We start from the raw sequence: 21405 nt of genomic DNA, 5'->3' as shown, positions 1-21405 counted from the left end.
GGTGCCGCCACTTACCGCCAGAACAGTCAGGAAGAAAATGAACCTGTTGAAATCGTTGGCAGCGGTCAGCTCTATGACCCTGTTTTCGCGCGTGCTGGGATTTGCCCGCGACGCCATTGTGGCAAGAGTTTTTGGGGCCGGGATGGCCACAGACGCCTTCTTTGTCGCTTTCAAACTGCCTAATTTGCTGCGCCGTATCTTTGCTGAAGGGGCATTTTCTCAGGCTTTCGTGCCGATCCTCGCCGAATATAAAAGCAAGCAGGGCGAAGAGGCGACAAAAGTATTCGTGGCATACGTTTCCGGCCTGCTGACGCTGGCGCTGGCAATTATTACCATTCTGGGGATGCTGGCTGCGCCCTGGGTGATCATGATAACCGCGCCCGGCTTTGCCGATACCGCCGATAAATTTGCCCTTACTTCTGCGCTGTTGCGGGTGACGTTCCCCTATATTTTCCTGATCTCGCTCGCCTCGCTGGCAGGGGCCATTCTCAATACCTGGAACCGCTTCTCCGTTCCGGCATTTGCGCCCACGCTGCTTAACGTCAGTATGATTGGCTTCGCGCTGTTTGCCGCGCCTCATTTTCATCCGCCGGTAATGGCGCTGGCGTGGGCGGTAGTGGCGGGTGGCGTACTGCAACTCGGCTATCAGCTGCCGCATCTGAAAAAAATTGGCATGCTGGTGCTGCCAAGACTGAACCTGAAAGATGCAGGCGTCTGGCGGGTTATGCGTCAAATGGGACCAGCGATCCTCGGCGTTTCGGTCAGCCAGATTTCACTGATTATCAATACCATTTTCGCCTCCTTTCTGGTCTCCGGCTCGGTTTCCTGGATGTATTATGCTGACCGCCTGATGGAGTTCCCCTCCGGCGTGCTGGGCGTGGCGTTAGGGACTATCCTGCTGCCGTCGCTGGCAAAAAGCTTTTCCAGCGGCAACCATGATGAGTATTCCCGCCTGATGGACTGGGGCCTGCGACTCTGCTTTCTGCTGGCGCTGCCGTGCGCCGTCGCGCTGGGGATCCTGGCTAAACCGCTGACCGTGGCGCTGTTCCAGTACGGGAAGTTCAATGCGTTTGACGCGGCGATGACCCAGCGCGCGCTGGTGGCTTACTCCGTGGGGCTGATGGGCATCATCGTGGTGAAAGTGCTGGCGCCAGGATTCTACTCCCGTCAGGACATCAAAACGCCGGTCAGGATCGCTATCGTCACGCTGGTGATGACGCAGCTGATGAACCTGGCCTTTATTGGGCCGCTGAAACATGCCGGGCTGTCGCTGTCGATCGGTCTTGGTGCCTGTCTGAATGCCGCACTGCTCTACTGGCAGCTGCGTAAACAGCAGATTTTCCATCCGCAGCCGGGCTGGCGCAAATTTCTGGTGCGGCTCTTTATCGCCGTGGCGGTAATGGCCGCTGCGCTGGTGGGGATGCTGCAGGTGATGCCTGACTGGGCGACAGGCAATATGGCCTGGCGTCTGCTGCGTCTGGCGGCTGTTTGTGCAGTAGGTGGCGGAGTATTCTTCGTGGTGCTGGCAGCGCTGGGCTTCCGGGTGAAAGATTTCGCCCGCAAAACGTTGGCGTGATCGGGCAAAGCCCCAGTGCGCAGAGCGCGCTGGGGCTGATTAAGCCTGATTTCTGTAGCGATCGGGGCTTATGCTTTCCGGCTGATAAAACTGCTGGTGGTTGCCTGGCCATCCGGGCCATAAAACTTCTGCGTCTGATGCGGCTTCAACACTTCCAGCGCCTGTTCGGTAAAGCCGATTTGGTGATTCAGCAACAATCCATTATGTAAATTGGTATCGCGCAGCTTCACGGTCTGCTCCTGAATGGCAGCCCAGCGGCGAGCCATATCAGGGTTGAGGCTGTAGGGCGCATGCAGCCCCGCCTCTTTTTCTGCATCGCGGCGCATCTGCTCAATAAAATTGAGCGTGGCCAGCAGCGAACTTTTATCTTCGGTAATGCGTTGCAGTAAGCTGCTGTTAATCTGACCGCCTGAGAGCTGTTGTTGCTCCGCCGTCATCACGTCGGCCAGACTGTTCAGCACTTCCAACATCATATCAAGCGAGGTCAGCAGCTTTTGCATTTACTTAGTTACCTTCTAAGGAATCTTTGGCCTGCTGGATCAGGGCATCGGCGATTTTGCCGGTATCCATTTTCAGCTCGCCATTACGAATGGCTGTTTTTAACTCTTCAACACGAGCGGTGTTGATATCCTGTGAGCTGGCTTTGGTCAGCTGCGACTGCGCGCCACTCAGCACTACCTGGGTACCGGCCTGCGTGGTTTTGCTTTCTGCCGGACGCGCTTTAGGGGCAACGGTTTCGTTGGTGTCGCGAGTCTGCACGGTGCTGGCCGGGTTCAGCGGTTGAGTTCGGTCAATGCTCATAATCTGGCTCCTGTATGATCGGGCGTTTTTAAGGCCTGATAAGCTAAGTGTACTATGTCTGTTATTAACACTATCGGCAGAACTGAACCCTTCTTTAGTGTTTTATAGCGTTATAAGAATTATCCCATCCGCCCCGACTTTTCCACTGACAATCTGACCAGAACTCATCCTCACCCGAACCAGTTGTGCCGCCGTGGCATTGTTCATCGCCCGGCCTTCGCTGCTGACGCTGAATCCGCCGCCGCTGGCGGTGACGGTGACGTTCTGTCCCGCTTTTACCCGCCAGGGCTGCCTGACCATCATCAACGTAAGCGGTTGACCGGGAACGATATCCCGCAGCGTCACCGCATCGGCAATTTGCTCTGCCGACATCACCGTTCTCGCCGGCAGGGTATCAAGCCTGCCGTGCTGAATTTTTATATCCTCTGCCGTTATCGTGCCGCCGCGCGTCACCGGACGGGCCGCCACGATGTAATCGCCGGTCACCTGCACCTGAACCTGGATGTAGCGACGGTTCTGATCGCAGTTGGCCGCCACGCTCATGTTTCCCCAGATCCGGCTGTTGCCGGGCAGCGAGAATTGCGGCGCCTCACACTCGGGCCACTGCGACTGCGGGGTTTTCACCACCACGGAGAGAGTATCGGCGCTCTGGCCGGTTTCTCCATAGCGGGCTTTGAAAAACTGATTGAGCTGAGCCGTGAGATCCGCCGCGCTGGCTGAGAGACTCATCAGGACCAGCAGGCTGGCTAAAACAACAATGTGCCGCATCGGGATTCTCCCATAAATCAAACTGGTCCTGATTCTACTCCTGGCTCGTTCAGGTCAAGGCGCAAAATAGCAACAAAATTTAGCGCTATTCAGACGATGACTATTGCGCACCCCGATTATGCTGTCAGCTCTGAATTTTCATTTTGCGGAGGAAGCATGCTCGACAAACTGGACGCGGCACTACGGTTTAACACCGAAGCTTTAAACCTGCGTGCCCAGCGGCAGGAGATCCTGGCATCCAATATCGCCAATGCTGATACGCCAGGCTACCAGGCTCGCGATATCGATTTCGCCAGTCAGCTGAATAAGGTGATGGAGCAGGGGCGGGCGGAAGGATCGGGACTGTCGCTGGCGGTGACGTCAGCACGCCATATTCCCGCGGAAACGCTGCAGCCAGCGTCCATCGACCTGATGTACCGGATCCCGGATCAGCCAGCGATGGACGGTAACACGGTCGATATGGACCGTGAACGTACGCAATTTGCGGACAACAGCCTGAAATACCAGACCGATCTGACGCTTATCAGCAGTCAGATCAAGGGCATGATGTCCGTGCTACAGGGGCAATAATTTATGGCTTTACTGAATATTTTTGATATCGCCGGATCGGCAATGAACGCCCAGTCTCAGCGTCTGAACGTCAGTGCCAGTAACCTGGCCAACGCCGACAGCGTAACCGGGCCAGATGGTCAGCCTTACGTCGCCAAGCAGGTAGTGTTCCAGACCAATGCTCTGCCGGGTTCACCTACCGGCGGCGTGCGGGTGGCGCAGGTCGTTGACGACCCTACGCCAGCCAAACTGGTCTACGAACCGGGCAATCCCATGGCCGATGCCAAAGGCTACGTGAAAATGCCTAACGTGGATGTCGTAGGGGAGACGGTCAACACCATGTCCGCGTCGCGCAGCTATCAGGCCAACGTGGAAGTGTTGAACACCGTGAAACAGATGATGATGAAAACCCTGACGATGGGTCAATAAGGAGCAGGCTGATGGGCATTGCAGTAGGCGTTAATGAATCACTAAATAACTCATCCATTGCGACTTCGTCGACAACAGATACTTCAGCTGCGGACCTGCAGAATAACTTCCTGACGCTGTTAGTCACGCAGTTACAAAACCAGGACCCGACCAACCCAATGGATAACAGCCAGCTCACCACCCAGCTGGCGCAGATCAATACCCTGAGCGGTATTGAGAAACTCAACACCACGCTGGGATCGATTTCCGGCCAGATCAACAGCGGACAGTCTTTGCAGGCGACCACGCTGATTGGTCACGGCGTGATGGTGGATGGCTCACAGGTTCTGGTAGGCAGCGGACAGACCACGCCGTTCGGCGTCAGCTTGGAGCAGGCCTCTACCGCGACTACCGCAACAATCACTGATTCAACCGGCAAGGTGGTGCAGACCATCAATCTTGGCGGACTGAGCGCCGGCGTGCATACCTTCTCCTGGGATGGCAGCACCACCGACGGCACCACCGCTGCAGACGGTAAATACAGCGTTTCTCTGAGCGCCAGCAACGCAACCGGACAACTGGTTACGCAGCCGCTGAATTATGCGCTGGTTAATGGGGTGACTAACGACACGAGCGGTGCCGTTTTAGACCTCGGCACGATGGGTTCTACCACCCTCGCAAATGTTCGTCAGATTATTTAACACCTAACTTTTTTCAGGAGTAAACACATGGCATTTTCACAGGCAGTCAGTGGCTTAAACGCCGCGTCCAGCAACCTTGATGTAATCGGCAACAACATCGCCAACTCCGCGACGGTAGGCTTCAAGTCTGCCACCGTCTCTTTCGCTGATATGTTTGCAGGTTCTAAAGTGGGCCTGGGTGTTAAAGTGGCTGCGGTTACTCAGGACTTCAACGACGGTACCACCACCTCTACCAGCCGTGGACTGGACGTGGCGATCAGCCAGTCTGGCTTCTTCCGCATGGCGGATACCAGCGGCGCCGTTTACTACAGCCGTAACGGCCAGTTCACCCTGGACGCAAACCGTAACATCGTTAACGCCAACGGCCTGCAGCTGACCGGCTATCCGGCAACCGGCACGCCGCCAACCGTACAGACCGGTGCTAACCCGGTTGGCCTGAGCGTTCCTACTACTGCGATGTCTGCCAAGGCGACCAGTGCAGCGGCCATTGTGGCGAACCTGAACTCAACGGATGCTGTTATCACTAAAACGCCGCTGGATATCAACGATACCGATACCTACAGCAGCAAGGCTTCAATGACCACTTACGACTCATTGGGCAACGAACACAACCTGAACCTCTATTTCAGTAAAACAGCAGACGGTACCTGGAATGTGAACGTTAAAGATGGCAGCGCGGCCGATCCTACCGCTGACGTCGGCAACTTCACCATGACCTTTGACCAGAATGGCCAGATGACCTCGACCGCTGACCAGTCAGTTACGCTGACTTCCCTTAACGGTTCTGCGCCTACCACCTTCAATATCAGCATGCTGAACAGCCAGCAGCAGAATACCGGGACCAGCACCTTCGGTAACCCGACGCAGGATGGTTATAAGCCTGGTGAACTGACCAGCTATCAGATCAATAACGACGGTACCTTAGTTGGCAACTACTCCAACGAGAAAACTCAGGTTCTGGGGCAGATCGCCCTGGCAAACTTTGCTAACCCGGAAGGGCTGAAGTCTGAAGGTAACAACGTCTGGTCAGCAACCGGCTCATCCGGCCAGGCGCTGGTGGGACTGGCAGGCACTGGTAACCTCGGTACCCTGACCGCAGGCGCACTGGAGTCTTCCAACGTGGATCTGAGTAAAGAGCTGGTGAACATGATTGTGGCACAGCGTAACTACCAGTCTAACGCCCAGACCATTAAAACTCAGGACCAGATCCTCAACACCCTGGTCAACCTGCGTTAATTCGGCTAACAGGATCGTCTTATGGATCACGCGATATATACCGCAATGGGGGCTGCCAGTCAGACCCTCGATCAGCAGGCAGTGACGGCGAGCAACCTCGCCAACGCCTCCACGCCGGGCTTCCGTGCGCAGCTTAATGCGCTGCGCGCCGTTCCGGTGGAAGGTCTTTCACTGCCTACCCGTACGCTGGTAACAGCGTCAACGCCTGGCGCAGATATGTCGCAGGGGACGCTGGATTATACCGAGCGCCCGCTGGACGTAGCGGTGCGTGAAAACGGCTGGCTGGCCGTGCGTGCGCCTGATGGTACCGAGGCCTACACCCGTAACGGGAATATGGAACTCGATCCTGCCGGGCAGCTCACCATCCAGGGGAACCTGGTGATGGGCGACGGTGGACCAATCGCCGTGCCGCAGGGTTCGGAAGTCACCATCGCCGCTGATGGCTCTATTACCGCGCTGAACCCAGGCGATCCGCCGAATGCCACTGTCCAGCTGGGCCGACTGAAGCTGGTGAAAGCCATCGGCTCAGAAGTAGTGCGCGGAGATGACGGCTTGTTCCGTCTGAACGCCACTGCTCAGGCGCAGCGCGGTGCCGTTTTGCAGAACGATCCGACCATTCAGGTGATGCCTGGCGTGCTGGAAGGCAGCAACGTTAAGCCGGTCGAAACCATGGTCGATATGATCGCCAACGCACGCCGCTTCGAGATGCAGATGAAAGTCATCTCCAGCGTCGATGAGAATGAACAACGCGCTAACCAGCTGCTGTCAATGAGCTAAGTGCAGAGGAAACTATAATGATCCGCTCTCTCTGGATTGCCAAAACCGGTCTTGACGCCCAGCAAACTAATATGGACGTCATCTCGAACAACCTTGCCAACGTAAGCACTAACGGCTTTAAGCGTCAGCGCGCGGTGTTCGAAGACCTGATGTACCAGACTATTCGCCAGCCAGGCGCGCAGTCTTCCGAGCAGACCACGCTGCCTTCAGGCATGCAGTTGGGTACAGGTACGCGCCCGGTAGCAACCGAGCGTCTGCATACTCAGGGCAACCTGAACAAAACCGACTCCTCGAAAGATGTGGCCATCAGCGGCCAGGGCTTCTTCCAGGTGCAGATGCCAGACGGCACCCTGGCGTACACCCGTGACGGCTCGTTCCAGACCGATCAGAATGGCCAGTTAGTCACCAACGGCGGTTTCCCGGTGCAGCCAGCCATCACTGTTCCAGCCAACGCCCTGAGCATGACCATCGGTCGTGACGGCGTGGTGAGCGTGACCCAGCAGGGCCAGACCCAGCCGGTTCAGGTCGGACAGCTGACGCTTAGCACCTTTATTAACGATGCGGGCCTGGAGAGCAAAGGTGAAAACCTTTATCAGGAAACGCAGGCTTCCGGTGCGCCAACCGACAGTACGCCAGGTAACAACGGCGCCGGTTTGCTCTATCAGGGCTATGTCGAGACCTCGAACGTTAACGTGGCTGAAGAGCTGGTCAGCATGATCCAGACCCAGCGCGCCTACGAGATCAACAGTAAAGCTATCAGCACCTCCGATCAGATGCTGGCCAAACTGACGCAGTTGTAATGCCACAGCGGTCGGGCTTGCCCGACCCTGAATAAAAAAACTTTCATTATTAAAGGTAGTGATTCCATGGCGAAGCAAATCCCAATGCCTGGACGTTTGTTGGTAGCCACGCTGCTCCTGACACTTAACGGTTGTGCTTTAGTTCCCCGTACGCCACTGGTTGAAGGTTCGACAACGGCCCAGCCGCTGCCTGCTTCGCCGCCGGTTGTTAACGGCTCCATTTTTCAGGGCGTGATGCCGATGAACTACGGCTATCAGCCGCTGTTTGAGGATCGACGTCCACGTAATATCGGCGATACGCTGACCATTACCCTGCAGGAAAACGTCAGTGCGAGCAAAAGCTCGACGGCCTCCGCAGGACGCGACGGCAGCACCACGCTCGGTCTGAGCGTACCAAGTTCGCTTACCGGTCTGCTGGGCGGCGACAAAACCAATATCGATGCCAGCGGCAAGACCGATTTTGCTGGCAAAGGCGGCGCAACGGCCAACAACACCTTTACCGGCACCATCACCGTGACGGTGAATCAGGTTCTGCCGAACGGCAACCTGAAAGTCGTGGGTGAGAAACAGATTGAGATCAACCAGGGAACGGAATTTATTCGCTTCTCGGGCGTGGTTAACCCTCGCACCATCAGCGGCAGCAACAGTGTTGTCTCGACGCAGGTGGCGGATGCGCGCATTGAATATGTCGGTAACGGCTATATCAATGAGGCGCAGACCATGGGCTGGCTGCAAAGGTTCTTCCTGAACCTGTCACCGTATTAAGAGGTTCCAATGCGTAAGATGATTGTTCGTTTCACCCTGCTGCTGCTGGCTGGCCTTAGCGCCTTCGCCCACGCTGACCGTATTCGCGATTTAACCACCGTGGGTGGCGTGCGTGAAAACCAGCTGATCGGCTATGGCCTGGTGGTGGGGCTGGATGGCTCCGGTGACCAGACCACCCAGACACCGTTCACCACGCAAAGTCTGAATAACATGTTATCTCAGTTAGGGATTACGGTGCCTGCGGGCACCAACATGCAGCTGAAGAACGTGGCGGCGGTCATGGTTACCGGTAAGCTTCCGGCATTTGGTCGCCAGGGACAGGTCATCGACGTGGTGGTCTCTTCAATGGGTAACGCCAAAAGTCTGCGTGGCGGCACGCTGCTGATGACGCCGCTGAAAGGCGTGGATAACCAGGTTTATGCGCTGGCACAGGGAAACATCCTGGTAGGCGGCGCGGGCGCTTCGGCGGGCGGCAGCAGCGTGACGGTCAACCAGGTTAACGGGGGGCGTATCACCGGCGGGGCGACGATTGAGCGTGAATTGCCGAACAATTTCGGGACCTCAAACGTAATCAATCTGTTCCTGAACGAAGAAGACTTCAGCATGGCGCAGCGGATCACCGACGCGATCAACGCCCGCAGCGGCTACGGCTCTGCCCAGGCGCTGGATGGCCGTACCGTGCAGGTACAGGTTTCCGCCAACGGAACTTCGCAGGTTCGCCTGCTGGCAGACATTCAGAACATTGACGTCTCCGTACCGATTATGGACGCCAAAGTGATTATCAACTCGCGTACCGGCTCGGTGGTGATGAACCGTGAAGTTCAGCTCAGCAGCTGTGCCATCGCGCAGGGCAACCTCTCGGTTACGGTTAATCAGTCGCAGAACGTCAGCCAGCCGAACACGCCGTTTGGTGGCGGGAACACTGTGGTGACACCACAGACGCAAATCGACCTGCGCCAGAGCGGCGGTGCGCTGCAGAGCGTGAATGCCAGTGCCAACCTTAACAGCGTGGTACGTGCCCTGAATGCGCTGGGCGCCACGCCGATTGACCTGATGTCCATCCTGCAGTCAATGCAGAGTGCGGGCTGTCTGCACGCCAAACTGGAAATTATCTGATGAGCGATTCCCAATCTCTGATGGGAGCGGCTTACGACAGCCGCTCGCTGAACAACCTGAAACGCCAGGCCAGCGGCGACCCGAAAGCGCATGCGCGGGAAGTGGCAAAGCAGGTAGAAGGGATGTTTGTACAGATGATGTTGAAAAGCATGCGCCAGGCGCTGCCGCAGGATGGTCTGCTGAGCACGGAACAGACGCGGCTTTATACCTCAATGTACGATCAGCAGATTGGGCAGCAGATCGCCTCAAAAGGGCTGGGGCTGGCGGATATGATGGTCAAGCAGATGGAGCAGGCGGCCCCGCTGGATGAAAAAGCGGGCACCGTGCCGATGATGTTGGACAAAAACTTTATCAATACGCTGCCGCCGCTGGCAATGGAGCAGATTATCCGCAAGGCGGTCCCGCGCCTGCCTTCATCCGATACGCCATTAAGCGGCGACAGCAGCGACTTTATCGCCCAGCTTTCCCAGCCTGCCAAACTGGCCAGTGCGGAAAGCGGCATTCCTCATCACCTGATCCTGGCGCAGGCCGCGCTGGAATCAGGCTGGGGTCAGCGGCAGATCCTCACCTCGCAGGGTAAGCCCAGCTATAACGTTTTCGGGATTAAAGCTACCGGCAGCTGGCAGGGTAAAACCACCGAGGTGCTGACTACCGAGTATGAGAACGGTCACGCCAAAAAAGTGGTGGCTAAGTTCCGCGTCTACGACTCCTATTTCGACGCCCTGAACGACTACGTAAAACTCCTCAGTAATAACCCTCGCTACAGCGCGGTGACCACAGCCACAACGCCGGAGCAGGGTGCCAAAGCGTTACAGGAAGCGGGATACGCAACGGATCCCAAGTATGCGCAGAAGCTGGTGGGGATGATTCAGCAATTTAAAAATATGGGTGAAAAAGTGGTGAAAGCCTACACCCAGGATATTGGCGATTTGTTCTGATTTTTACTCAAGTTTAGCCCGTTTTTACCGATAACCTATTCAGGCCGGATTTGTGTTAAAGCACGCCGGCAGACTCTTAATGCCGGCCCGTGCTGTGTCAGGGTAAACAAGGAACCGACATGTCTAACTTAATCAATACCGCGTTAAGCGGAATAAATGCGGCTTCGGCGGCGTTGAATACTACCGGTAACAACATCAGCAACTACAGCGTTACTGGCTATAACCGTCAGACTACCGTACTTGCTCAGGCCAACAGCACGCTTAGCGGCACCAATTATTATGGTAACGGCGTATCGGTCGCCAGCGTCAACCGCGAGTATGACGCCTTTATTACCAACCAGCTTCGCGCAGCCAGCACGCAGTCCAGCGGGCTGACCACGCAGTACAATCAGTTGTCGAACATCGATGACATGTTTTCCAGCACTACCAACACCTTGTCGACCAACATTCAGGATTTCTTCTCTTCTATCCAGACGCTGGTCAGCAACGCCGACGACGCTTCCGCTCGTCAGGCTGTGTTAGGTAAGGCTGACGGCCTGGTTAACCAGTTCCAGGTGACAGATACCTATCTGCGCAACCTGGACAGCGGCCTCAATACCTCTATTACTTCCACCGTTGATCAAATCAATGGTTATGCCAAGCAGATTGCTAACGTCAACCAGCAGATCGCCAAGCTGAAAGGCGCAAGCGGCGGGACTGAGCCAAACGATTTAATGGACCAGCGCGATCAGCTGGTCAGCGACCTGAACAAACTGGTTGGCGTGACCGTGAGTCAGCAGGATGGCGGCAGCTATAACATCAGTATGGGCAACGGCATCTCTCTGGTGCAGGGCAGCAGCTACAGCCAGCTCGCCACGATCCCTTCCAGCAGCGATCCGCGCAGAACCACCGTTGCAACGGTGAATGCCACCACCGGCGCCACCTCTGAAATTAATGAAAAACTGCTGACCACCGGCTCGCTGGGCGGATTAATTGCTTTCCGCAGCGACCTGGACAATACCCGTAATCAGCTGGGTCAGATGGCGATGGCGCTGGGCAGCAGCTTTAACGCGCAGCACGAAGCCGGTTATGACAGTAACGGTGATGCCGGTGAAGCCTTCTTTGCGCTTGGCAGCCCTGCAACTATCTCTAACGCCAAAAATACCGGCGACGCTTCCATGACGGCAGTGTGGGATGACACCACCAAAGTGCAGGCTTCCGACTATAAAATGACCTTTAACGGCACCAGCTGGGACGTCACGCGTCTTTCAGATAATGCCAAAAGCACGGTCACTCCAGCCGCCGACGGCTCGTTGAGCTTTGATGGCCTGAAGGTAACGGTAAGCAACACGCCGAATACCAATGACAGCTTCCTGGTCAAACCGGTCTCTGATGCCATCATCAATATGGATGTGAATATCAGCGATGAGGCTAAAGTTGCCGCCGCCGGTGCCGATGATGGTGTAAGTGATAATACCAACGCCCAGTCGCTGCTGGATTTGCAGACCAAAAAGGTGATTAACGGATCCAGCTCGCTGACGGAAGGCTACGCCAGCATGGTAGCCAATATTGGTAACAAGACCACCAATCTGAAAACTACCAGTACCACCCAGAATAACGTGGTGACACAGCTGACCAACCAGCAGCAGTCCATCTCCGGGGTCAACCTGGATGAAGAGTATGGCAACCTGACGCGTTATCAGCAGTATTACACGGCGAATGCTCAGGTTATCCAGACCGCGAGCACCATTTTTAACGCGCTGATCAGCGCCGTTAGCTGATAACAGAATAAGGAGTCCACAATGCGTCTCAGTACCGCTCAAATTTACGATCAGCAGATGCGTGGGATCTCAAATTCCCAGGCAACCTGGCTGAATGCTGGTGAGCAACTCTCTTCCGGCAAGCGCGTGGTTAAACCGTCTGACGATCCTGTCGCGGCAGCGCAGGCGGTGGTGCTTTCTCAGGCTCAGGCTCAAACCAGCCAGTACGCATCGGCACGAGGTTTTGCCACCAATAATATCTCGCAGGAAGAGACCAACCTGAAGCAGGTGACCAATGTTGTTATTAGCGCACAAACTATTCTTGTTGCCGCTTCTAACGGCACATTATCTGATGATGACCGTTCCTCTTATGCGGAGCAGTTAACTGGTATTCGTGACCAGCTGCTGAATCTGGCTAACACCACCGACGGCAACGGTCGCTATATGTTTGCTGGTTATAAGACGGATACGGCACCCTTTGTTCAGGATGCCAACGGCGACGTGAGTTATGTTGGCGGCGATACGCCAATCTCGCAGAAGGTGGATGCCAACCGTACCATGACGACCAACCACACCGGCAGCCAGGTCTTTATGTCCCTGACCAGCAACCCTGTAGCCGAGCCGGATGGCAGCGCCAGTGAAGGCAATATCTTCACGACGCTCAACACCGCTATTAATGCACTGAATACGCCGGTTGCAGATGCGGATGATGCGGCGAAAGATGTACAGTCTGCTGCGCTGGATAAAACCATCCGTGGCCTGAAAAACTCGCTGAACAACGTATCGAAAGTGCGTTCTGAGCTGGGAACTCAGCTCAACGAGCTGGATAACCTCGACTCGAAAGGGGACGACACCAAGCTGAACCAGGCTACGCAGATGAGCAACCTGGTGGATGTGGACTACACCAGCGCCATTTCCACCTACACCATGCAGCAGGCAGCGCTTCAGGCTTCTTATCAGGTCTTCAGCGATATGTCCGGCATGTCCCTGTTCAAAATGAATTCTTAAAGCTTTACCACTTTTGGACGCGCTTAAACCGGGTGCGTTCAGTTTCTCCCGCTGTCAGCGTTAACCTTCTGATAGCGGGTTTTTTTTTGCCCTCGCGCCATGCTGCTTTTCTCCGGAATACCCTCTTTAACTCTCTCCTCTGCACTCTGGATGTAGAAGGAACACCTCTGCTCAGACTGAACGAGATCCTCAGACCGCAGCTCTTCACCCGGCTTAAACCCGCCCAGAGTAAACACTTTCAGATAAAGGGAAAGGGGATCATCGGATACAGAGAGAAAGGAATAACCGGAAAGAGAGTAAAGATAACAGTAAGGTTAAGGCAGAAAGAAACCATTCAAAGAGAACAATAAGCTACTAAACCAGTTATGGCAAAGCACCGGATTTGCTTAAAAAAAAGCCCCGGTCATAAGACCAGGGCTTTTTCAGTCAGGCTTGACTTACTCCGGGCGGGTAGCCGGAGCAGTTGCCTGATGGGTAGCAGCGTGACCGCCTGCGGAGCCCTGACCTTCAAAGTTGAAGGCAGGACGTACCCAATCACTGTGGCGTGCTGGTTCTGGCTGGTAAGCCGGTGCAGGCGCTTTGGTCATTGGGGCCGTGGCGTGATGCTTATAGAGCGGCTCAGCGTGAGAAGCGGCAGCAGGTGCAGCTTCCGGTGCAGCAGGCTGTTGAGCAACAGGCGTTGGCGCAGCTTCAGTGACAGCAGGCTGAGCAACAGGCGCTGGCGCAGCTTCAGTGACAGCAGGCTGAGCAACCGGTGCAGGCGTAGCTTCAGTTACAGCAGGCTGAGCAACCGGCGCTGGCGCAGCTTCAGTTACAGCAGGCTGAGTAACCGGTGCAGGTGCAGCTTCCGTTGCAGCAGGCTGAGCAACAGGTGCTGGCGCAGCTTCAGTGACAGCAGGCTGAGCAACCGGAGCTGGTGCAGCTTCAGTGGCAGCAAGCTGAGCAACCGGGGCTGGTGCAGCTTCAGTGGCAGCAGGCTGAACAGCCGGAGCTGATGCAGCTTCAGTGGCAGCAGGCGCTGGTGTAGCTTCCGTTGCAGCAGGCTGAGCAGCGGGTGCTGGCGCTATCACAGGCTCATCACGTGCTGGAACGGGTGCATGCGGCTCGGAAGTCACCACAGGTTCGGCTACCGCAACGGGTGCAGAGAGAACTTCTTCTACCTGCTGTTCCGTTGAGGGGCTGACGTCAGCAGCAGCTTCAGCAGCCTGATGGCTCGCCTCTTCTGCCATGCGCTTGTCGTCTGCCTGTTTAGCTTGCGCCACGATCTCTTCAACTTCATTAACCGCTTCTACAGCAGGCTGAGTCTCTTTCGCTGGCACCGCTTGCTGAGCAACCGCATCGGCGACAGGCTCATCGGCAGCAGAGACCACAGCAGGCTCTTCATTGACCGGCGTCTCGATGGCAGCCGTCTCATCGGTATTGACCACCGTCACTTCCGGGCTGTTTTCCGGCTGTGGTTCGGCGTGGTGAACCGGTTGGGCTTCATCCGCAACCTCGGCAGAGGAGGCAGCCGCCGCAACGGCAACCGCATCAGCCGTATCCTGATGACCATACTCAGGCACTACAGATTGCTCATGCTCATGTTCATCCGTTGCCTGGGCAACCGGATAAGTGATCCACACTTTACCTGAGGCCATTTCCGGCGAGGCAGCCGCAAAGGTCAGCGGCATCGGCGACTGGTTAGGGTAGCGCTCATCACGGTAGCGACGACGGCGTTGTCCGCTAACGCGCAGATGGCGTGGTGAACGACGTGAGCGGCGTGGCATGCTGTTGCTGTCACGATCTTCGCTTTCATCTGCTTCGCTGTGGCTATCGGCGGTCGGCAATTCAACAGCGTGTTGCTGAACCGGCGCGGTCTCTTCTTCCGGCGCGAAAGAGCGGGCAGCCGTTTGCTCAGCCGTCTCGATACGCACTTTCTGGTTGAGCTGGCGTGGCTTACGACGCGGCATCACCTGCACATGCTCATCGCTCTCCATCGCTTCTTCAACAACAGCTGGCGCGATATCAACAACGTTTTCATCCTGAGCAGGCTGGCGCTTTTCATCCTGACGACGACGTGGCTGACGCTCACGACGCGGCTGCTGCTGGATCTCTTCAGCAACGGGCTGCAGCTCATCCTGTGCTTCAGGGGTAGCAGGGTTAGCACGCTTATTACGACGGTTTTCTTCACGGCTTTCCGCAGCAGGATCGCGGTCGCGAGTCATGCGCTCATTACGGTTTGCGTTGCGATCGTTACGCGGGTTACGGTCATTGCGCTCGCCGCGCTCCTGACGATCGCCACGTTCCGCGCCGCGGTCGTTGCGTTCGCCGTTACGGTCATTACGTTCACCGTTACGCTCGTTGCGTTCACCGTTACGCTCATTACGCTCGCCGTTACGGTCGTTGCGTTCGCCGTTACGGTCACTACGCTCGCTGCGATCGCCATAGCGTTCGCCACGTTCGCCGTTGTTACGGTCGCGACGGTTATTCTGACGACGGTTATTGCGACGCTCGCCACGAGGTGCAGCCGCTTCTTCCGGCGCTTTTTCTTCCACTACCGCAGGCTGAGGCTGTTCTGCTGGCTTCTCTTCACCGGCAAACATTTTCTTCAGACCACGCAGGAAGCGGCCCATCAGGCCAGATTCTGTAGCAGCCGGCGCCTGTGCAGGAGCAGCAGTTGTAGGCGCAGCAGCTTCAGCAGGAGCGGCAACAGCGGCAGTTTCCTGCGGCGCTGGCGGTGCATCAGGCATCACAAACGCGGCCAGAGCGGGTTGCTCAGGGCGTTTGCGCTCGGCGTGCTCTTCTTCAGAAGGCAGCGCCATTTCCGCTTCATGCAGCTTCGGCAGATGGTAGCTTAGCGTCTGTGTCTCTTCGCCGCTGCGCACGCGCAGCACCGAGTAGTGCGGGGTCTGCATCTGATCGTTTGGCACGATGATGGCCCGCACGCCGCCCTGGCGTTTTTCAATTGCGCTTACCGCTTCACGCTTCTCATTCAGCAGGTAAGAGGCGACCTGCACCGGAACGATAGCGTGCACTTCTTTGGTGTTCTCTTTCAGCGCTTCTTCTTCAATCAGACGCAAAATAGAGAGGGCGAGCGACTCGTTATCACGGATGGTGCCGGTACCGCTACAGCGTGGGCAGACGTGATGGCTGGACTCGCCAAGAGAAGGGCTCAGGCGCTGACGGGACATCTCCAGCAGACCAAAACGGGAGATATGGCTGATCTGAATACGTGCACGATCCTGACGAACCGCTTCACGCAGACGATTTTCTACCGCGCGCTGGTGGCGTACCGGCGTCATATCGATAAAGTCGATAACAATCAGGCCGCCGAGGTCGCGCAGGCGCAGCTGACGGGCAATTTCATCGGCCGCTTCAAGGTTGGTGTTGAAGGCGGTCTCTTCGATATCCCCACCACGCGTTGCCCGTGCGGAGTTGATATCAATCGCGGTCAGCGCTTCGGTGGAGTCAATAACAATTGAGCCGCCGGAAGGCAGACGAACTTCACGCTGGAAAGCGGATTCAATCTGCGATTCGATTTGATAATGGCTGAAAAGCGGGATTTCGCCGGTGTAAAGCTTGATTTTACTGCTGAAATCGGGACGACCCAGCGCAGCGATGTGCTGACGCGCCAGCTCCAGAACTTTCGGGTTATCGATAAGGATCTCACCGATATCCTGACGCAGATAGTCGCGGAAGGCGCGGACAATGACGTTGCTCTCCTGATGGATCAGGAACGGCGCAGGGCGGCTGTCGGCAGCTTTCTTAATCGCTTCCCAGTGCTTCATACGGAAGCTCAGATCCCACTGCAGCGCTTCGGCAGATTTGCCCACGCCTGCGGTACGTACGATCAGACCCATACCTTCCGGCAACTCAAGTGCGGAGAGCGCTTCTTTCAGCTCGGTACGGTCATCACCTTCGATACGGCGGGAGATACCTCCGGCACGGGGATTGTTCGGCATCAGCACCAGGTAGCTGCCCGCCAGGCTGATAAAGGTGGTTAAGGCTGCGCCTTTATTGCCACGCTCTTCTTTATCAATCTGAACGATAACTTCCTGTCCTTCACGCAGTACGTCCTTGATATTCGGGCGACCGTGATTGGAATAGTTGCTGGGAAAGTATTCGCGGGAGATTTCTTTCAGGGGGAGGAAGCCATGTCTTTCAGCGCCATAATCCACAAAGGCTGCTTCAAGACTGGGTTCAATGCGGGTGATCTTACCTTTGTAAATGTTGGCTTTTTTCTGTTCGTGTCCCGGGCTTTCAATATCCAGGTCGTACAGGCGCTGTCCATCCACAAGGGCGACACGCAACTCCTCCTGCTGAGTCGCGTTTATCAACATTCTTTTCATCGTAACTTACTCATTATTCTTACATTAGTGACAAAGCTACGGGCAATAGTAACGCTGGACGCGAATAACCGATGGCCCCGAGTCTCATCGCAAAGACGTCAACCTCACGGTTGTGGCCTGCTAAGGGGCGCAAAATCTCGGTAGCCTGTTTTTCATTTGGAAAAACAGCGCTTTTAAAAAAGGGGGAACCGCCAGTGTGAACCTGAGTGAACCAATCCCGTCTTGTCGTCCAGGCTGCAACCCGCAGCCCGCTAAATGCCTGATTTCACAATACGTCTTACGCCATTGCTGCGTGTATGGGCGATCCGGCAAAATTTCTTATTACGCTTTATCCCTGTTTCACAAGTGTTAAGCGTGGAAAAACAGTTTCATTATTCCATTGCTAACCTTGTGATAGCAAGGTGACTTTGGTTGCTCTGTGAAGTTTATTGCCGCTTTTAAGGCGATTTGCATCGCATTTCTTCAAATTGCCCAAAAACTGGACATTAATCATCACGCAATCGAGTCACTGTCAGTTAAGCACAGAAAAAGAGGTGGCGCTATCCTGGCGCTCTATTTAGAATCGCGAACCATGAAAACCAATACTCCTGCAGTCCGAATGGTGACGATTTCTGCCGATGAGGCAGGACAGCGCATCGATAACTTTTTACGCACCCAGTTGAAAGGGGTGCCGAAAAGCATGATTTATCGCATTTTGCGTAAGGGTGAAGTGCGCGTTAATAAAGGCCGCATCAAGCCGGAATACAAGCTGGAACCCGGCGATGAAGTGCGTATCCCGCCGGTTCGCGTGGCGGAACGTGATGATGAGGCGGTGTCACCCAAGCTTGATAAAGTGGCGGCGCTGGCCCATGCCATACTGTTTGAAGATGACCATATTCTGGTGATGAACAAGCCCTCCGGCACCGCCGTGCATGGCGGCAGCGGGTTGAGCTTCGGCGTGATTGAAGGGCTGCGTGCACTTCGTCCGGAAGCGCGCTTCCTTGAGCTTGTTCACCGCCTTGACCGCGATACCTCCGGCATTCTGCTGGTGGCGAAAAAGCGTTCAGCTCTGCGCTCGTTGCATGAGCAGCTGAGAGAGAAGGGGATGCAGAAGGACTACCTGGCGCTGGTGCGTGGGCAGTGGCCCTCACATATCAAAGCGGTTCAGGCGCCTTTACTGAAGAACATTCTGCAGAGCGGTGAGCGAATTGTGCGGGTTAACAGCGAAGGGAAGCCTTCAGAAACGCGTTTTAAAGTGGAAGAGCGCTACGCTCACGCCACGCTGGTTAAAGCCAGCCCGATTACCGGGCGCACGCACCAGATACGTGTTCACACGCTGCATGCGGGCCATCCGATTGCGTTTGACGATCGTTACGGCGAGCGCGATTTTGATGCGCAACTTTCAGGCACCGGTCTGAAAAGACTGTTTCTGCATGCCGCTGCCCTGAAGTTCACGCATCCCGCAACCGGCGAAGTGATGCGGGTTGAAGCGCCGCTGGATAAAGAGTTAAAGCACTGTCTTGAAGTGCTGCGCAAAACAGCACCGGCAAAGTAACGCGCTGCAGGATGTAAAACAGCGCCTGTGTCGTGAAGAGAGTGACAGGGCGTCAGGGTCCTCATACAAGAGGACCCTGGCCATTATTCCGCAATATCCCACCACAATTTGTTCAGCGCATAATATCTGTCGTTCTTATCCAGCGCCTTCTCCCAGGGCTTATCAATGATGAAATGAATGTTCTTCACCTCCTCACTATCCCACATGGCAGCATGCTGGAAAGGCAGTGTTTTCAGCGCATTGTAGATGTAGGGCAGCGGTTTCCAGCGCTGATGGAAAAAGTCGTTCAGGAAGTCCTGTTCGGCAAACAGATAGCGTGACAGATCGTCCAGTTCAGCCAGCTGCTCTACCATCTCTGTAAACAGAGCCTGGTCCGGTCTCAGCACCAAAAAGCCGCCGTTGAGATAGTTATCCACCTCCTCCAGCTCCTGCGTGTGTTCCACACCGCGGCAATAACTGTAAAAACAGTTTTCCGGCCGCCAGCTTTTTGGGTAGCTCGGGATCTTATTGGGATTACAGCGGCAGGCATGGCAGGCGGCAATTTCATCCTCTTCCAGCGTCAGTTCAAACAGCTCATCCATGTTCTGCGTCACCAGCATATCGGCATCAAGAAACACCACGCGCTCATATTCGGTCAGCTTCCAGACGGCCAGTTTGGTCCAGACTTCTGAGAAGCGGGCGTTGGCGTAGTTATGCGCCAGGCTGCTGTCCGGGCCGATCGGCTGCACGTCGCGCAGCAGACAGCCTTCCGCTTCCAGCGTCTGGCGGCAGGCGCGATCGATATTTTCCGTGACCATCACCACCAGCGGCCAGTCGCTGCCCACCCGGGTTAAGGATTTTTTTAGTGTCAGTACGCCTGGCAAATAGTTCGGCTGCGTCAGCAGGGTGGCCCATGCCTTCATTGGCAATCTCCTTTATAATCAGTCAAATAATGCGGCCGTGAACGCATTGTCAAATTTATGGTGGGGATCGAGCGCCGCCCGCACTTCAGCAAAATCGGCCCAGTGAGGATAGAGCGCTGCCCAGTCATAGAGCGGCGCTTCAAAATATTTTCCCCAGTGCGGTCTGCCGCCTTCAGCCACCAGCACCTCTTCCACCGCGCGCAGGAAGCTGACACCCTCTTCAGAGAGCGTACCGTCTTCGGCATAGTAGACAACAAAACCAAAGTAACAGGTTTCCTGGCCATAGGAGGGGCTAAGCCAGCTGCGAGAGGCCCCGGTACAGCGCAGGATAATGGGATAGTGCATGTGTGGTTGAGTATCGGCATGCCAGGCCTTAATTTTAGCAATCACCTCACCGACACGTGCCAGAGGGATACCAATTTCAACATTAATTTGCGGCGTGGCGATACCGCGGCAGAAGACCTGATACACATCGCCGGTAACATCTGAAAAGTCTTTAAAACGCGTGACGGTACGGAAAGGTTTTCCCTCATCGTCCACGATTTTGGTGTCGCTGCGCATATGCTCCAGGGTTTGTTCAATGGTCTGGTTCATCGCGTCGCTGGTCTCTTCCTGCTTAACCAGCTCGTCATTGTTATCGTGGTAGCGCTGCTCTTCTTCAGCGGTCGCTTCCCGCGCCGCCCAGACATGAACCTGATTCTCATTGGGGAACCACCAGGCCTTACTCAGCACATAGTTTTTGTTCCACTCAATAAGATCCTCTGCAAGCGTATCGGCGGTGACAGCATTTTTGAAGCAGGTATAGACCAGCGAGGGTTGCGTACGCAGAGTGACCTGCGTGACCACGCCCAGCGATCCCAGACCCAGCTGCACTGCGGCAAACCAGCGGTGGTCACGATCGAACTCTTTAATGCTGCCATCTGCCAGCACCATGCGGATACTTAATGCCTCATCGGCAATCGAACTTTGCTGTAAACCCTGACCGTGAGTACCGGTCGCCAGCGCACCTGCCAGCGACTGCGAGGCGATAACCCCGGGCGAGGCTGGCAGCATTCTGCCGACGCCCGAGAGAATTTCATACACCTCATGCAGCGGCGTGCCGCCGCCGAAAGTGGCGCTCTCATCGGTTATCGCCAGCAGCCCACGAAGATGGCGCAAATCCAGCAGCGTATCGCCCTGTTCAACCAGTTCAATCATCCGGCCCGGGGACATTTTACTGCCCATTATGCGGATTTTACCCTGGCAGGAGGCCACCAGAGCCTGTAGCTCGGCTTCTGTTTCCGGCGTGCTCACCGCATTCTTCTCCCCCAGGGTGGCATTTTGCGCCCAGTTCCACACTTTGTCATCGGCACCAGGCTGAGGTTCACGAAGGGGGTATCCGGTATTATCACGCGTCATCGATGACTCCTTCCAAAAGGACAATAACAATTCAAAAAAGGGGGGAAAGCGCAGAGTTGAG

Annotated in this window: 19 protein-coding genes; 13 read left to right on the top strand and 6 right to left on the bottom strand. The window is 55.8% G+C overall.

The annotated features are described in order from the left end of the window. Nucleotides 1–37 precede the first annotated feature (37 nt). A complete protein-coding gene (gene murJ, locus Q3V30_RS13375; RefSeq protein WP_306206419.1) occupies nt 38–1576 on the top strand; it encodes a murein biosynthesis integral membrane protein MurJ in 1539 nt (512 codons plus the stop codon). A gap of 68 nt (nt 1577–1644) precedes the next feature. Here the strand turns inward: murJ and flgN are convergent, their stop codons facing one another. The 3 genes from flgN to flgA all read right to left on the bottom strand — a co-directional run bounded on the left by flgN (nt 1645) and on the right by flgA (nt 3145). After that, on the bottom strand, nt 1645–2076 hold the full coding sequence (gene flgN / locus Q3V30_RS13370; RefSeq protein ID WP_306206417.1) for a flagellar export chaperone FlgN: 432 nt from the start codon (nt 2074–2076) through the stop codon (nt 1645–1647). A 4-nt stretch (nt 2077–2080) separates the two neighbouring features. After that, entirely contained in the window at nt 2081–2377 is a 297-nt protein-coding gene (flgM, locus tag Q3V30_RS13365; RefSeq protein WP_306206415.1) for a flagellar biosynthesis anti-sigma factor FlgM, read from the bottom strand. 102 nt (nt 2378–2479) lie between these two features. Continuing rightward, nucleotides 2480–3145: a flagellar basal body P-ring formation chaperone FlgA gene (gene flgA, locus Q3V30_RS13360; RefSeq protein ID WP_306206412.1), complete on the bottom strand. Its 666-nt coding sequence runs from the start codon at nt 3143–3145 to the stop codon at nt 2480–2482. Between the two features lie 156 nt (nt 3146–3301). On the opposite strand from flgA, the gene flgB reads away from it, so the two are divergent. From flgB to flgL, 11 genes are all read left to right on the top strand, one after another. After that, entirely contained in the window at nt 3302–3715 is a 414-nt protein-coding gene (gene flgB / locus Q3V30_RS13355; protein WP_306206410.1) for a flagellar basal body rod protein FlgB, read from the top strand. 3 nt (nt 3716–3718) lie between these two features. Continuing rightward, on the top strand, nt 3719–4123 hold the full coding sequence (gene flgC / locus Q3V30_RS13350; protein WP_306206408.1) for a flagellar basal body rod protein FlgC: 405 nt from the start codon (nt 3719–3721) through the stop codon (nt 4121–4123). Between the two features lie 11 nt (nt 4124–4134). Continuing rightward, entirely contained in the window at nt 4135–4803 is a 669-nt protein-coding gene (gene flgD / locus Q3V30_RS13345) for a flagellar hook assembly protein FlgD (protein WP_306206406.1), read from the top strand. Between the two features lie 27 nt (nt 4804–4830). Then, nucleotides 4831–6039, top strand: coding sequence for a flagellar hook protein FlgE (gene flgE, locus Q3V30_RS13340; protein WP_306206404.1), 1209 nt, complete (start codon nt 4831–4833; stop codon nt 6037–6039). A gap of 21 nt (nt 6040–6060) precedes the next feature. Continuing rightward, nucleotides 6061–6816, top strand: coding sequence for a flagellar basal body rod protein FlgF (locus tag Q3V30_RS13335; RefSeq protein ID WP_306206402.1), 756 nt, complete (start codon nt 6061–6063; stop codon nt 6814–6816). Nucleotides 6817–6833: 17 nt separating this feature from the next. Beyond that, complete coding sequence (gene flgG / locus Q3V30_RS13330; RefSeq protein WP_306206400.1) at nt 6834–7616, top strand: flagellar basal-body rod protein FlgG; 783 nt, start codon at nt 6834–6836, stop codon at nt 7614–7616. Nucleotides 7617–7682: 66 nt separating this feature from the next. Then, nucleotides 7683–8381 carry a flagellar basal body L-ring protein FlgH gene (locus Q3V30_RS13325; protein ID WP_306206398.1) on the top strand — a complete coding sequence of 233 codons (699 nt, stop codon included), beginning with the start codon at nt 7683–7685 and terminating at the stop codon, nt 8379–8381. 9 nt (nt 8382–8390) lie between these two features. Next, nucleotides 8391–9497 carry a flagellar basal body P-ring protein FlgI gene (locus Q3V30_RS13320; protein WP_306206396.1) on the top strand — a complete coding sequence of 369 codons (1107 nt, stop codon included), beginning with the start codon at nt 8391–8393 and terminating at the stop codon, nt 9495–9497. After that, entirely contained in the window at nt 9497–10435 is a 939-nt protein-coding gene (gene flgJ, locus Q3V30_RS13315; RefSeq protein ID WP_306206394.1) for a flagellar assembly peptidoglycan hydrolase FlgJ, read from the top strand. The genes Q3V30_RS13320 and flgJ overlap by 1 nt, the downstream gene beginning before the upstream one ends. 119 nt (nt 10436–10554) lie before the next feature. Further along, nucleotides 10555–12195, top strand: coding sequence for a flagellar hook-associated protein FlgK (gene flgK, locus Q3V30_RS13310; RefSeq protein ID WP_306206392.1), 1641 nt, complete (start codon nt 10555–10557; stop codon nt 12193–12195). A gap of 21 nt (nt 12196–12216) precedes the next feature. After that, the gene (flgL, locus tag Q3V30_RS13305; RefSeq protein ID WP_306206390.1) at nt 12217–13182 is read left to right on the top strand and encodes a flagellar hook-associated protein FlgL; all 966 of its coding nucleotides are present in this window, start codon (nt 12217–12219) and stop codon (nt 13180–13182) included. A gap of 437 nt (nt 13183–13619) precedes the next feature. Here the strand turns inward: flgL and rne are convergent, their stop codons facing one another. Further along, nucleotides 13620–17510, bottom strand: a complete 3891-nt coding sequence (gene rne, locus Q3V30_RS13300) for a ribonuclease E (RefSeq protein ID WP_306206388.1) — start codon at nt 17508–17510, stop codon at nt 13620–13622. A gap of 571 nt (nt 17511–18081) precedes the next feature. On the opposite strand from rne, the gene rluC reads away from it, so the two are divergent. Then, a complete protein-coding gene (gene rluC, locus Q3V30_RS13295) occupies nt 18082–19044 on the top strand; it encodes a 23S rRNA pseudouridine(955/2504/2580) synthase RluC (protein ID WP_306206386.1) in 963 nt (320 codons plus the stop codon). 83 nt (nt 19045–19127) lie between these two features. Here the strand turns inward: rluC and Q3V30_RS13290 are convergent, their stop codons facing one another. Continuing rightward, nucleotides 19128–19946 (bottom strand): glycosyltransferase family 8 protein, encoded by an 819-nt coding sequence (locus Q3V30_RS13290; protein ID WP_306206384.1) that lies wholly within the window; start codon nt 19944–19946, stop codon nt 19128–19130. A gap of 18 nt (nt 19947–19964) precedes the next feature. Further along, nucleotides 19965–21344, bottom strand: coding sequence for a D-arabinono-1,4-lactone oxidase (locus tag Q3V30_RS13285; protein WP_306206382.1), 1380 nt, complete (start codon nt 21342–21344; stop codon nt 19965–19967). Between the last annotated feature and the right edge of the window lie 61 nt (nt 21345–21405).

The sequence above is a fragment of the Erwinia pyri genome, assembly GCF_030758455.1.
In the GTDB taxonomy this organism is placed as follows: domain Bacteria; phylum Pseudomonadota; class Gammaproteobacteria; order Enterobacterales; family Enterobacteriaceae; genus Erwinia; species Erwinia pyri.
The sequence above is the reverse complement of the archived record's forward strand: the minus strand, read 5'-3'. Positions and strand labels throughout refer to the sequence as shown.